General features: G+C 62.8%; 16 protein-coding genes. 9 read left to right on the top strand and 7 right to left on the bottom strand.

The genetic code is table 11. The annotated features are described in order from the left end of the window. Positions 1-8: 8 nt before the first annotated feature. The gene (locus G3W89_RS30190) at positions 9-434 is read right to left on the bottom strand and encodes a hypothetical protein (RefSeq protein ID WP_162570909.1); all 426 of its coding nucleotides are present in this window, start codon (positions 432-434) and stop codon (positions 9-11) included. 421 nt (positions 435-855) lie between these two features. Here G3W89_RS30190 and G3W89_RS30185 point away from each other — a divergent pair, with 421 nt between their 5' ends. From G3W89_RS30185 to G3W89_RS33770, 4 genes are all read left to right on the top strand, one after another. Next, positions 856-1,434: a hypothetical protein gene (locus G3W89_RS30185; RefSeq protein WP_162570910.1), complete on the top strand. Its 579-nt coding sequence runs from the start codon at positions 856-858 to the stop codon at positions 1,432-1,434. Positions 1,435-1,570: 136 nt separating this feature from the next. Then, a complete protein-coding gene (locus tag G3W89_RS30180; RefSeq protein WP_232076900.1) occupies positions 1,571-2,488 on the top strand; it encodes a glycoside hydrolase family 75 protein in 918 nt (305 codons plus the stop codon). A gap of 228 nt (positions 2,489-2,716) precedes the next feature. After that, positions 2,717-3,403, top strand: a complete 687-nt coding sequence (locus G3W89_RS30175) for a glyoxalase superfamily protein (protein WP_162570911.1) — start codon at positions 2,717-2,719, stop codon at positions 3,401-3,403. A gap of 333 nt (positions 3,404-3,736) precedes the next feature. After that, positions 3,737-4,009: an AbrB/MazE/SpoVT family DNA-binding domain-containing protein gene (locus G3W89_RS33770; protein WP_443083218.1), complete on the top strand. Its 273-nt coding sequence runs from the start codon at positions 3,737-3,739 to the stop codon at positions 4,007-4,009. 17 nt (positions 4,010-4,026) lie between these two features. On the opposite strand, the gene G3W89_RS30165 is transcribed toward G3W89_RS33770, so the two are convergent. Further along, positions 4,027-4,776 (bottom strand): SOS response-associated peptidase family protein, encoded by a 750-nt coding sequence (locus G3W89_RS30165; protein WP_162577723.1) that lies wholly within the window; start codon positions 4,774-4,776, stop codon positions 4,027-4,029. 90 nt (positions 4,777-4,866) lie between these two features. Between G3W89_RS30165 and G3W89_RS30160 the strand changes: the two genes are divergently transcribed. Further along, positions 4,867-5,502, top strand: a complete 636-nt coding sequence (locus tag G3W89_RS30160) for a hypothetical protein (RefSeq protein WP_162577722.1) — start codon at positions 4,867-4,869, stop codon at positions 5,500-5,502. A 94-nt stretch (positions 5,503-5,596) separates the two neighbouring features. Then, entirely contained in the window at positions 5,597-6,316 is a 720-nt protein-coding gene (locus G3W89_RS30155) for a hypothetical protein (RefSeq protein WP_068674125.1), read from the top strand. Between the two features lie 119 nt (positions 6,317-6,435). On the opposite strand, the gene G3W89_RS30150 is transcribed toward G3W89_RS30155, so the two are convergent. The 4 genes from G3W89_RS30150 to G3W89_RS30135 form a co-directional block, all read right to left on the bottom strand. Next, positions 6,436-6,774, bottom strand: coding sequence for a helix-turn-helix domain-containing protein (locus G3W89_RS30150; RefSeq protein WP_068674123.1), 339 nt, complete (start codon positions 6,772-6,774; stop codon positions 6,436-6,438). Between the two features lie 138 nt (positions 6,775-6,912). Continuing rightward, on the bottom strand, positions 6,913-7,590 hold the full coding sequence (locus G3W89_RS30145) for a hypothetical protein (protein WP_068674121.1): 678 nt from the start codon (positions 7,588-7,590) through the stop codon (positions 6,913-6,915). Positions 7,591-7,714: 124 nt separating this feature from the next. Further along, positions 7,715-7,942, bottom strand: a complete 228-nt coding sequence (locus G3W89_RS30140) for a hypothetical protein (protein WP_068674118.1) — start codon at positions 7,940-7,942, stop codon at positions 7,715-7,717. A 202-nt stretch (positions 7,943-8,144) separates the two neighbouring features. Next, complete coding sequence (locus G3W89_RS30135) at positions 8,145-8,801, bottom strand: hypothetical protein (protein WP_068674114.1); 657 nt, start codon at positions 8,799-8,801, stop codon at positions 8,145-8,147. 633 nt (positions 8,802-9,434) lie between these two features. On the opposite strand from G3W89_RS30135, the gene G3W89_RS30130 reads away from it, so the two are divergent. Beyond that, positions 9,435-10,652 carry a dephospho-CoA kinase gene (locus tag G3W89_RS30130; RefSeq protein WP_068674112.1) on the top strand — a complete coding sequence of 406 codons (1,218 nt, stop codon included), beginning with the start codon at positions 9,435-9,437 and terminating at the stop codon, positions 10,650-10,652. Then, positions 10,649-11,167 carry a pantetheine-phosphate adenylyltransferase gene (gene coaD / locus G3W89_RS30125; RefSeq protein ID WP_068674111.1) on the top strand — a complete coding sequence of 173 codons (519 nt, stop codon included), beginning with the start codon at positions 10,649-10,651 and terminating at the stop codon, positions 11,165-11,167. Before G3W89_RS30130 ends, coaD begins: the two co-directional genes overlap by 4 nt. Before the next feature lie 22 nt (positions 11,168-11,189). Here the strand turns inward: coaD and G3W89_RS30120 are convergent, their stop codons facing one another. Beyond that, on the bottom strand, positions 11,190-11,396 hold the full coding sequence (locus G3W89_RS30120; protein ID WP_146039551.1) for a hypothetical protein: 207 nt from the start codon (positions 11,394-11,396) through the stop codon (positions 11,190-11,192). Positions 11,397-11,637: 241 nt separating this feature from the next. Between G3W89_RS30120 and G3W89_RS30115 the strand changes: the two genes are divergently transcribed. After that, on the top strand, positions 11,638-12,645 hold the full coding sequence (locus G3W89_RS30115; RefSeq protein WP_068674107.1) for a hypothetical protein: 1,008 nt from the start codon (positions 11,638-11,640) through the stop codon (positions 12,643-12,645). Positions 12,646-12,652: the final 7 nt, after the last annotated feature.

Here is a 12,652-nt window from a genome sequence, read left to right as displayed (position 1 = left end):
CAACTGTTCTAGGGTTGGGAGGCGACGCGGCGGGCGCTGAACAACTCGACAACGTTGCTCGGAACGGCCTCTATTTTGTTGGCAATCTTCGCCAGGCCCGTCGCGAACGACTCGAAGTCTCCCTCGATGTAGTGGCTCCAAACGGCCTTCTCCTCGGGGGAGAGGTCGCCGCTCGCGATAAGCGCCAGCAAGCGGTCTGCGCGCAGGAGCCCGCTTTCGCGATTGATGAACATGACGGTCTTCACGAAGCCCTCGGCGTCGCTGTCGTCAAGGCGAAGCCCGAAGCGCTTGAACCAGCGCCCGTAGTAGGCACGTCCCTCCGGGGTGAGCTCCATCGTGCCCTCGGCGTCGTCGAACGCCACGTAGGCATCGACGAACTCGATTTGTGTGTCATCTGCGAGAGCTTCGCGACGGGGAAGGGGGATGGCGGTCATGCTGTTGTTCTCGATGGACGAGATAGAGTATAGCATAGTGCGCCTAAAATTGCTTATTCGTTTTAGGTCGGGGTCCGACAGGAATGCGCGCAGCGATGGCGAGCGAGCCGAGCCTGCCTGCTAAAATGGCGTAAGGAAACCGTTTAAGGAGTATCGAGGAATGCGGACAATATATCGGGCAACTGCTCTCTGGTTCGCTGCCCTGGCGGGCAGCGCGTCGGCCCAGTCGAGTGGCGGCGGCCAGTTCCGACCACTCATGCAGCTTGAGGGACGAATAGTCTTCGCGCGTGTGCTTGAGGGTGGTCTCCAAGGGGGGCGCTACGTCGGTGTTCAATCGATATCACAAGACACCGGCAGGGGTGCAAGCGGCCTGAATACGCAGAGCTACACAACCTTTTTTGACTGCAACCAGCCTCGGCGCATGAGCCTGGTTGCTGTAGGCATGAACAAGGAACCGGACGTCAACGCACCTCCCAAGTGGGACTGGATGCAGGTCGAGGGGTCGGAGACGGAATTCAAGCCGCAGCAGCTGACATACGAATCGATTGCCGACCACGAGCGCGCAGCGCAGGCAGACCTCGCTGCGAAAGGTCTCGGTGGCAGAAAGGTCCCGAGCTCATATCAGGCTCAAGCCTCCTTCGGCTGCGAGGTAGCCCGCGAGCCCGCGAAGGAAGAGCAGGTTGCGAAGCGCTTGATGCGGACCGCGGACGTCCCAGCACTAACCGAGCTTGACTGCGAGGGCAAGCGGCGCAGCGGGGAAGACTACCCTGTTGGCGTGCGATTCTCACAGCGTGAGGGGGTTGTGCAGATGAATGACCGTTGGATAGGAAACTCGCAGGTGACTGAGGAGGACGTTCGTGCCCAGACCTCTACCTACCGGGTGGTGGTGAACCGGAAGACGGGCAAGTTCGAGCTGCGGGCGATGCACGGCACGGAGCCGGGGAACGTTCTGGCCACCGGCAGCTGCGAGGTCGCGACGGCACAGAAGACCAAGTTCTGACGCCGGCGGCCGCGGTGACGCCCGCCCAAGTTTGCCGGGCCAGCCGTCCTGGGATTCCACTTCAGCCGCCGTCGTCGTAGCATGCGCTCCTCTAACAGGGCTGGAGGCGGAGATGACGGCAGAGAACGACGTTTTCATGAACTCGGCCGGCGCGGTGGCGCTAGCGCTCACCTTGGGGCTATCGCCCGCTTTCGGCGCCGATTGCGAGGGGTCGCAGCGAACAGACCTGGGCAACGTCCCGCGCTCCTGGGTGCTGACGGATGGCGGCATCGCAGCCTTTGCCAAAATGAACATCAACATCGACGGGTACGCGAGGGCCTACCATCCAAAGAACGCCGCTGCGGGTGCGCTTATTCACCTCTGCAATGCCGGGCGGCCCTACCTCCCAGACGGCACGTCGTACAACGCCTCTGAGGACAATCAAACCTGCACCGGGCGGTTCATGCAGGACTTCGAGCGCATCGGCGCTGCCGGCTGGAAGTCCCCGTCTGTCGGTGCCATCAACTGGTTCGGCATCCTCGGAACCGGCTCAGTCAAGGTCGGCAAGAACGCCGTGTCCGCGGTCGTGCCGGTCAAGCAGAAAGACGGCTCAGGCTTCTACGTGTCGCCGACGGCGCTTGCGGACGAAACCATCGCGGACAAGACCGAACAGTCTCGATATGTGAACCCGCTGCGCGTTCCTGCAGGTGTCGTGCCAAAGACCGTTATCGCCGAGGGCGTGAAGATGGGCAGCTTCGGTGTGGCCTACAACGTGAACCGGCGCATTGCCGTGCCCTTTGTCGTCGGGGACGCCGGCCCACGAATCGGCGAGGCCAGCGTCGCGCTGGCGCGGCTCGCAGCAGGACTCCCCCTGAAGGACGACATCAAGCGCAGCGAACGTTACGCCGGCCAGGTCGACACCCGGGACGTGCTGTGGGTGTACTTCAAGGACGCGTCTGTGGCCTATGACCACAAGAACGAGGCCGCCACGGTCGAGAAGGCCAAGGCTGCCTACCAAGCATGGGGCGGGGACGAGCGCTTGGCACTCTGCGTCCAGCGCGTGCCGCGGAACTAGCGCGAGTTCCCGCCGGGCGCCAGCCCAGGCGGGCGCGCCAAGGGCGCGGTGCTAGACTGAATTAGAGGCCCCGACCCTCTTGCCGCTCTCACCCTCACGGGCACGGCTCAAGCTCGGCTAGCAGGACATCAGTCCAGACCCACTTTTGCTTTTCGCGAAGGCGCCGGTCGGTAACGAGAGCAACCCCACCACATCCTGCGCGCCTTTGCGCAGACAAAAGGACAACTCATGGTTAGAAAACCGCAACCGAAGGACGCGGCGCGCAAGCTCGCCTCGTTTCTGACGAACGAAGGCGTCACGCTCGACAACCGCAAGCTGCTCGACATGGTCGCTATCGTCGAGGGCCACAAGGACTGGCAGACGATGTCAGCCAGTCTCAAGGGCACAGAAAATGCGCCGACCAGCAAGGCGGCCGGCCGCCAGACTCCCCGCGTTCGCGACTACACGAGGGCCTGGGCGCAAGTCGAGGCCCAGTGCCGCAGCACCTTGATGGAGCTCCGAGATATGCTCGAGCGCGCACTAGGTGACAGTTCATACAGCATTTCGGTGCCGCAACCCGATACCAACTCTGATGACTTCAGCGTTGGAATCACCGTGCTCGAAAATCCCATGCGACCTGGTCCGGTCGAGGACCGCATCCAGGTCACCTTGGAGCTCCGCCAGGCCGAGGACGACGAACAGCCGACCGAGGACCTCGCTAACATAGCACCGAGTCGGTGTCTGAAGTTCGGGCATGGAATGCTGTTGAATGTTGTCGACGCGCGGCTTGGAGACACCGTGGCCACTCAGGTTCCGCTCAACTACAGCTCCGAGGTCTGGACCCGGGATATTGAAGAGCTGCGCGGCCGCGCTTCGTCCGACGTTATGGACCTTGCCGGCGTCGTCTCCTCCATCGTCGCTCGATTGGACGTCTGATTTCGAGAGCCCGCATCTGCGGGCTCTTTTCTTTGCCCCTGGCAGCAATCGTGGCTGTCTCGCACCCCTAACCAGGCATGAAGAAGCCTTCTCGCTCAACACAGGCCCCAGCTGCGGGAAAGTTGCTGTGCCAATTCCCCGTGCGCAGCGCGCAATCGCCGACAGCGGCCCTCAGCGCGCCAACAGCCGGTCCTAGCACTGAACGTGGGCAGGTGGCGCGGCATCTGAAGGTGTAACCCCCACCCCGTCAGGCAAGGCCGAATCGTGGATAAACAAAGGTTTGACCCCATCTGTGCAGTGACGGCAATCTGTTCCGGCGACTGGGGAGGCCCAATGCAGCACACAGTTACAGTTCAGACTCGCGGCCGCGTGACCATTCCGACCGCGATTCGCGACGCTCTCCATCTGCGCCAGGGGGATGAGCTGCTGTTCGTCGAGGAGGCCCCCGGCAAGTTCGAGCTCAAGGTCGAGCCGCAACGAGCTGCTTTGCTCGGTAGGAGACGCTCGAGTCGGATTTCAATGACACCTCCTACGCGGTCGCCGCAACTCGAGCTCAACCTCGGAGCCGTCGAAGGGTCCCGCCCAATCCGGCCACGCAGCGCCTAGTCAATCCTCCGGGTACCTCAGAACAGCGACCCCGTATCGGCCGGCGGCGTGTCTTGCTTCTGTCTAGAAGTTGTTTTCCGAGGCGGCGCCGGGAGCGCCCTCGCTGCCAGGGCTTCGGCCGGCTGCACCTGCAGCACAGCCAAGGCCTCCTCGTTGGTGCCAAACAGCCAGGTCTTCCACGCGCTCTTCGGCAGGGCGACCACCGCGCGCTTGTCCTGCTTGTCCAGGGGACGCCTAGGGTCAGGTCGGTGGAAGCGTGCCAGCAGGGGGTGCCCGTCGACGTTGACGGTTGGCATCGTGAAGTTGGGAACAAGTTCTCCCGACTCGGGGTCCGTCCACTCTGACCACAGGCCGGCAAGCGCCAGGGGCTCGGTCTCCTTGGGGTTGCTGACCTGCCACCACTGGTTCTGCCCCGACTCCCAGTTTGGCTCGTCGTACCCCCAAACAGGGATGAGGCAGCGCTGCCCGTTTTTCCATGCATCTCGGAAGGTTGGGAGCCGCGCCATGGTCTCGCTGCGGGCGTTGTTGGTCATTTTGGGGCGACCGTCCTCTGCCAGTTCGAAGCGGGTAGCGGAGCCGGGGCGAATCATTCCCCACTGCCCCTCCACTTCGACGACAGCATCCGAACCTGGGCCTGGGCGCAGGAATCGACCTTGCCCTCGCGGTCCGATGGTCACGCGGACCGGCTCGAGCAGGTCGGAGGAGACGGCAAGCATGGTCGCAAAAGCAGGGTGGCGGCCTGTGGCCGGCGTGTAGCGGTTGCACATGTCGGTAAGTTACCGCATTGCGGCACGGGCAAGGTCGCCGAGGGCTTTCCCCGGAAGTCGGGACGCATAGCCGCGATGGCATGATGAGGCATGACCCTCGCCAATGCCCGACCCTCCGTAGAGGAGCACCCTGAAATCCCTCATGCGAAGCGGTACGAGTGCCGCTGGCGCGACGACCCTGCGAGGCCAGGCCGCCAGGTCCATTATTGGGTGGATAACGCCCCTACTCAACCGCACTGGCCGGAGAGTGCGGTCATGCGCTGGGACTTGCGGCAAAGCGATTGGCACCTGATATGGCCCGAGCTCATCGACCATCCCTGCGCCAAGCTGTTCGCTCCAACCCATCCTGACCGGAAGGGCCCTAGGCGGTTCCGCGACTGGGTCGAGTCCTGGCCCGAGGGATTTGCTTGGCGCTCGGAACTTCCTGGCCACCTTCATCCGGCCATCGAGAAGGCCCTGAAAGAGCTTTCCGAGGGATTGGCGCTGGAGGGCGACCCGGTCGGTGCCACGCCTGCCCTACAGGGCCCTCAATCTTCGGGCGATGCCGCCGCCGCATTGCGACCTGCTGGCCTTGACGTGCCCGGCTTGGTGGAGAGCCTGGCCGTCGCGCTGCACGAGGTGAACGATGGGGACCGCCCGGCAATCGCGCAAGCGCTTTCAACCCTGGCAATGGCTCCCGACAGCGGGCGCACGCTCGAGGCGTTGAAGAATCTCTTGAAGCCGTGAGTGCACGAATTGCGAGCAACCGAGAAATTGGCCACAGACAAAAGCGAGGCCCCGCCCCTAAGCTCAAAGACCCTAATCCCCCTGGCGGCGTCCCATGCACCTGAGAACACGTTTCCTGCTTCCGCTCGCCCTGGTGGCATTCCTTGCCGCCTGTTCACAGCCGAAGGACGCCATCATCCCAGCGGATTCCGCGACCTGGGAGAAGGACCTGCTGCCAAAGATTCAGAAGCTTTCAGACGATGACCGCGCGGCCCTAGCGGCCTATCTGGTGCGCGCCAAGATGGGCGAGGCATTCGGCGGCAAGACGATGCCCCTCGGCACCACGGTCGGCCAGGCCATCGACCAGCAAAAGGCTTTTGCGGCTCAGCAGGCGGTAAAGGCGGCTGAGGAGCAGGCGCTCAAGGAGAAGCTGCGCAAGGAACAGGAAGAGGCTGCGGCTGCGCTCAACAGGATTGTCACGGTGACGCTTCTCGAAAAGAAAGAGCTCGCACCAAACTACGAGCAGCGCCGATACAGCCAGGAGCAAGTCTTCAAGATTGGCATTCGCAATGGCGGCGACAAGCCAATCAGAGGCGTGAAGGGCGTGCTCGAGTTTGTTGACATCTTCGGCAAGCGTGTTGGCTCCGTCGCCTTCGCTGTGGCCGAGAACATTGCGCCCAGCCAGGCGCTCGTATGGGAGGGCAGCCGCGACTACAACCAGTTCCTCGATGAACACAAGGCGGTCTGGAACCTGGAGGAGGGGAAATTCACGACCCGCTTCGTACCGGAGCAGGTAGTTTTTGCCGATGGCACCAAGCTGGGTGCTAGCCAATAGCGCAGCGATGGCTCACGGCTTTGTAAAACAAATCGCCGCTCCGAAAGGTACGGAGCGGCGATTCGGGCGAAATTGATTCTGCCCTTTCGGCCGATGGCCGCCATCAGGCGGCGTGACGGTCATACCGGGTGGAGTAGCTTCGCCGGCACATCCCAGAAACCCTGGCGCGTCGCGGCGCGTACCACGTTGGCGCGCTTGCGGAACTGCGGGTCGATGGCAATCAGCTCGGCGCGCGGCACACTCAGCACATTGGCCATGCGTTCGAGGCAATGCGCATCCACGTTGGGCATCGCTGCACGCTCCACGCGGCTGATTTTACAATGTGAAATTTTGTAATCGAATGCGGCCTGTGCGACCTGCAGTTGGGTCACTCGCGCGCGGATGCGGGCGTTGCGGAACAGCCGCGCGAACTTCTTCAGTTGCGGCTTGGTGAACTTGAGCTTCTTGACGATTGCCATGGCATTTCCTGTGAGGTTGACGGGTGGTTTTTGCCGGGCGGACCCCAGACATGCCTCTGTGAAGCAACCACGTTTATCCGCCCGCATCACCTAAAAGGAACCCGCCGACAGCGTGCGCTGCAGGCGGGTTTCAGGAAATCAGGTCGGAGACCTCAGCCACGGGCGCAGGCCCAGGGGCTCGAAATACTCGAAGGCGGCATTGCGCACGCCCGCGAGCTCGCTGTATTGCCAGGCTGTGCCCAGCTGCATGATGGTCGCGTAGCGGGCGTCGAAGGGGTCCGGGTAGACGTGCAGCTGGCGCTTGTCACCAGTAAGAAGCACGCCGCGCGTCGGGCCGTTGACCACCTTGGCTGGCTTGGTGAGGCTCGCGCCGAGGCACGGGATGAGCCTGCCCGAGCGCAAGCCGTCGAGGAAAGTCAAAGCGCGGCCCTCGAATTCGGTGGTCGCCTGCTGGTACCCAGGGTGGCCGCCTTGAGCGTGAACCTGAACCTGTTCTGCGAGCAAGTCCTTGCCGACAACGCCGAAGGCAGCCATCGCGACCAGGACGTCAAGAAGTTGTGCATACGGCATCTTCTCGAAGTAGAGGTAGTCGCCGACGGTGGCTTGCACCATCAGGTTTGCGCAGGGGAGCGCCTTGACTGCATTCAGCAGGTCGTCATCACGGCAAGTGAACGAGCCACTCAGCACTCCAGAGATTTTTTGGGCCGTGGTTGCGTACAGATGCGCATCCTTACCATTGACGGTGGTGCCTCCGACCTTGACGAGGGCGAAACTGTGACCGAAAACGGCCGCGGGATTGAAGATTCGAGAGCTCATTGTCCTTGCAAGGTGGGTTTGTCCTATTTCGTATAGGCGATGCGTCCCGGCTATAGAAAACCCCTTCGGTGCGCGCACAGAAGGGGCTGGAGGAATGAAGGCCCGAGGCTATGACGGCAGACCGTCAGTCCATCCGGATGGCTTCCCAGTCGATGGCGCCCGGCTCGGCGGTTGTGGGCGCGACGCCCGGTACGGCACCGACCCACTCGGGGGCAGAACCCTCGGGCAGCTCGAAGTGCTGCGTCCAGAACGCCACGGCCTGCGCCTTGTCCGGGGCGACGACCAGCAGGTCCAGGTTCTCGCCGTCGGGGTTGTTGTCGCGGATGTAAAAAAGGTGATTTCCTTGGGGCATCGTTGATTCCTTTAGCCTTGACGGCCGCAATTGATAAAGTCCGTCCGGTCGAGTCCTTGCGACTCGAGGTAGGCGGTTTTGCTGGCAACGGCGCGTTCGAACTCCTCGGGGTCACCCGCGGTGCATTCGATGACGAAGTCGAGCTGGCGAAGCCGCTCGGTCTGTTGCGACGTCAGTACTCGGTGAGACAAGGCGCTCGTCCTCAGTTGGGCGTCATGCGATGGCCTTGCATGAAGGCAATCCACTTGTCGGCCTTGGCGTCGGACTTGAAGCTGGCTTGCAGCTCACCGTCGACGCTGACCGATGCGGCGTAGCCAGGCTCCTTCGAGGCGTGGCGCACCAAGTTCGGAACCCGATAGGCTGGGTGCCGGTACAGCTCCTGCTTGCTTGCAACGTCGATGATGCGGACGATGCATGCCGTCAGGATGGCGCCTCCGCCGTGGGAATTCCGCCGGCTAATCAGCAGTGGCGCCCGGATGGGGCCCATGGACCGGCCGACCGTTCCGATAACGTCGTGCTCCTCGAGCCAGTCTCGTCCTGTCAACGCGTCGCCCATGAACAGCCGCAGGCGGCCGCCATGCTGCCGGTACGCCTCCAGCACCGCCTGGACCTTCACCGGGGTGTCCGGGTCGAACAGGGTTGTGGTTGGCTTGGTGGCAATGTAGGCGCTTTGAGCGGCCTCGTACAGCTGGTACTGTGCGAGGGTGCCGATGTCGGCCTCGTTCGGGGAGGCCAGGCCAAGCAGGCTGGCGAACTGGCGCAAGCGCTTGAACGTGACGTCGAACCCGAGGCAACTGAAGCCGCGGCCGCTTGGCAACACGAAGAGTCGCTGGGAAGCGTTGATGGTGATGGTGCTCATGGCAGATGTCCTCTGTGGAAAGAAATGGTTCTTTCCGGTATAGGACCCGGGCGCACAGGGCCGCCTCCGGCCCCCGGCCTCTAAACACCGCCAAGCCGGTCATGCCCAGGTACCTCAGAACCTCACACGAAAAACCCGCCGAGCGAAAGCTGCGGCGGGTGCGGATTCGAATCAGAGGAGTTCGTAGACGGAAGAGCGAGTTTCCACTCGAGAACCATCGATAGTGAGGATGTTGGTGGTGGCCACCTCGGTACCTGGCGGGTGAATCGGGTGTTCAAAGACTTCGCGAGTTTGCCTTGCCGCCAAAGCCCCGAAGGTCACATCGTCCGAACGCGATTCGTTCGCTGCCTCGTCCGTGTGGCGCGTGACATCCGTGTAGTCGATGTCCAGGTCGACATGGCCGGTGCGCTTCTTCAGGTGCGCGGGTCGTAAAGCCCGCCTTCACCATCCCGGGGTAGCTGCTGCTTCTCGCGAGGTAGATGTGTCCTTCGGCCACGTGTGCTCCAAACACGCGTCTAGCCGAACTATTTAGCCCGCGCTGCCTGCGGCTCTAAACAGCAATTACATCGAAATCTAAATTGCAGTGGGCGCGCTTCGTGCTAAAATGCTTCTTACAAGAGGACCCTCCAAGACATGCACGTCATCATCACCGGCACCATCGGCTCAGGGAAGTCGACGGTTGCCGCGCAGCTTTGCAAGGCGCTGCCCCAATACAAGCTGCTGGATTTCGACAAGGAAGTTGACGGGCTCTACCGGGACGACCACTTTCTTGCGTTCCTGGACAAGGAATTCGGCACGACCGACCGCAAGCAAGTCTCCGACATCGTTTTCGCCCAGCCCGAGCTTCGCCGGCAGCTCGAGGCCCGGTCCATCCCCGCCCTACAGGAACGGCTCACCGATGCCCTGCAGGCGCACCCGAACCTTCTTATCGAGTTCCCCCTCTACTTCGAGGCAGCGTGGCCACTGGGGCACGTCGACCTCTGCGTCACGGTGCACTGTGACCAGGAGACCCAGGTTAAGCGCGTAGCTGCCCGGGATAAGGCCTCAGCCGGCAAGATTGCTGCCATCCGGGCCGCCCAGCTGAGCACTGCCGCCAAGGTTGCCCTGGCCGACCAGGCCGTCGATACGGGGCGCGACGACGTACCCGAACAACTGGCGCGCCTCGTCGAGGCCATCCGCATCGGTGACCTCCGGGACCGCGCGCTTTGCGACCTGGGCGTAGCCGATGCCTGGCCGGAGCTGGTCGCAGCCTACTCTCAGCCCCATCGCCGCTATCACACCCTGGCGCATCTGCATGCCATGTTCGAACGCCTGGACCAGGTTGGCTCCAATGTGTCCCATCCCAAGGCGCTCGCGCTCGCCATCTGGTTCCACGACTACGTGTACGAGGTCGACGACCGGTATGGCGACAACGAGGCCCGTAGCGTGAAGGCCATGAGCGACGTGCTTCGGCGCAGCGGCAGCCCGCTCCTCTACGAGCACGAGCAGCGGTCGAGCGTGGTCGCCCTCGCCGCCGAGTTCATCCTCGCCACCAAAGGCCATCAGCCCGCTTCGGGCTACCTCCAGTCGCGTCCAGCCGCATTGGCCGACGCGCAGCTCTTCCTGGACATCGACCTAACCATCCTGGGCAAAGGCCCGGCCGCAGCCGAGCAGTTCGACCAGGCCATCCGACATGAGTTCTCGCGATACGGCGACCAGGAGTTCGCCCGTGGCCGCGTTCAAGCGCTGACGACCTTCCTGGAGCGGGACCAGGTCTACTTCACCCCCACGTTCGCGCATCTTGAAGAAGCTGCGCGCGCAAACCTCAACTCTCTCATCTGCCGCTGGAAATCAGTGGCTCCCGCCCAATGACTCGCATCGCTGTTTACGCCGGTACCTTCGACCCCCTGACCAAGGGGCACCTGTGGGTGATTCGGGAGGCCCTTCGGCTGACCGACAAGCTCTATGTCGCCATCGGCGTGAATCCGGACAAGAAAACTTATTTCTCGCTCACCGAGCGCCTCGAGCTCATCCGGGCTGTGCTGTCGTCAAAGCTCACGCCGGCCGACTACGCCCGCATCGAGGTGGTTTCGTATGAAAGCGAGCTGCTGGTGAACTTTGCCGGCAGGGTAGGGGCGACCCACATCATCCGCGGCATCCGGAACAGCAACGACTTTCACTACGAATTCGGTATCAACCAATTTAATCGAACGATTGACCCGAGAATCGAGACCATATTCCTCATCACGCCTGACCGCCTGGCGCAGACGAGCTCGTCGTTCGTCAAGGGTCTGGTGGGCGTCGGAGACTGGGAAACCTTGCTGACAAGGATGGCCCACCCGGCGGTCATCGCTGCCTTCAAGGCCAAGAGGGCCGCGACCGCCTGAGCCGGCGGGCCCGCAGCGCCGTCTAGCCCTTGAGCCAGCCCGCCAAGGCAACAAGGGCTGCGCCGAGACTCGCCCCCAGGCCAACGACCGCCCAGGGGAACCAAGGCCGCTGGTCGATTGCATTGCGGGAACGTTGGTGTTCGCAGAAGACCCGCCAGCTTTCCGCGCGGTAGGCTTCCATCTGCTCCTCGAAGGACGGCATCGGTGGAATCGGGTCTTTACGTCGCATGCGCATATCGTAGCGAAGCTTCGGCGAATTGGAAGGAGCCATCTCGAGGCCCGACCCGCGGGCCGGTGCGGGTCCAGCCAAGGTGTTGGCCAGCTTAGCGGATGCGCGTGGGCTGCTAGTCATAGCTTACAACTGGGCTGACGGCGGCGAAATTGCAAGCCAAAGCTGACATTTTTGAGAGGGCGTCCAGCCCTCGTGCTCTCGCTAGACGGTTGCAGGACAACCTCACAGGAGAAGTTTTTTGAACGCAAACGACACCGCCGCGGAAGCCCCCTATCGGCTCGACGAAATCGAGGGCATCCTGCGGGAGGCAGGCCTTCCGTACAGCCGAATCGGCAACCACCTGCGCGCCGAGCTCTATGCCTTGGACGCCTTCTACGGCATCGCGTACATTGTGGCTGCCGAGGAGGTGTTTTCCTTTGCTGGCAGCCAGGGGGAGGTCGAATACGCACGCAGCCAGCTCTGGGAGCACGTGTGCGGCAAGGACCATTTCGAGTACAGCCCGAAGAAGAACCTGTACCTGTTCGTCGTCGGGCCGTCGGAACTCATCGACCAACCGGAGTACCTGGTGGCGCGGGCCCACATCGTCAACGACGACCGGAACTACGCCATGAAGCGGGTGGTCACGCCTGCGCAGGCACAGCTTTTGCTGCAAAACCCCTTTCAGCCCTTGGTCGGCGCCGCCCGTGCGGCAGAACGGCCGGAATTGCACCTGGTGCGGGAGCCGTACGAACAGCTGGGGACGACGCCCGAACAGCTCGAGGCGTCGGCCGGCCTCACGGTTGGGCCCATCCTAGATTACCGCGAGGCGGAGCGTCGGTACGACAGCCCGGCCCTCGTGTCCCGAGGCGACGAGTTCACGGACGAGGTCTGGGACCACGTGGAGGTCATCTTCCGGCGCCTTATGGGCCTGGATTACGGGCTGAGGCGCACGGTGCTGGGACTCTGCGTCACCCATCGTGGCAACCCGCACGGCGCGTTCATGTGGCAAGCGAGCAGGGGAGAGCGCATGGCGTTCGCCTTCGCCCAATTCCTGGCTGAAGCCGCAAAGGACGTGAAGCCTGGTCTTTGCCTGGGCGTGCACGACGTTCTCGCGGCGTTCGATACATTGCGGCAGCTCGTCGCGCTCGACTTGCTGCGTGACTTTGCCGTCGCTACTGGCGCCAGCATCCAGCTCAGGTCCGCCAAACAGGACTTCAAGCGCCTCGCCGAGGCAAAGTTCAACTTGCTCAAGGCCCTGCCGGCCTGACCGAATG

Source organism: Variovorax sp. PBL-H6, from assembly GCF_901827155.1.
In the GTDB taxonomy this organism is placed as follows: domain Bacteria; phylum Pseudomonadota; class Gammaproteobacteria; order Burkholderiales; family Burkholderiaceae_C; genus Variovorax.
The sequence above is the reverse complement of the archived record's forward strand: the minus strand, read 5'-3'. Positions and strand labels throughout refer to the sequence as shown.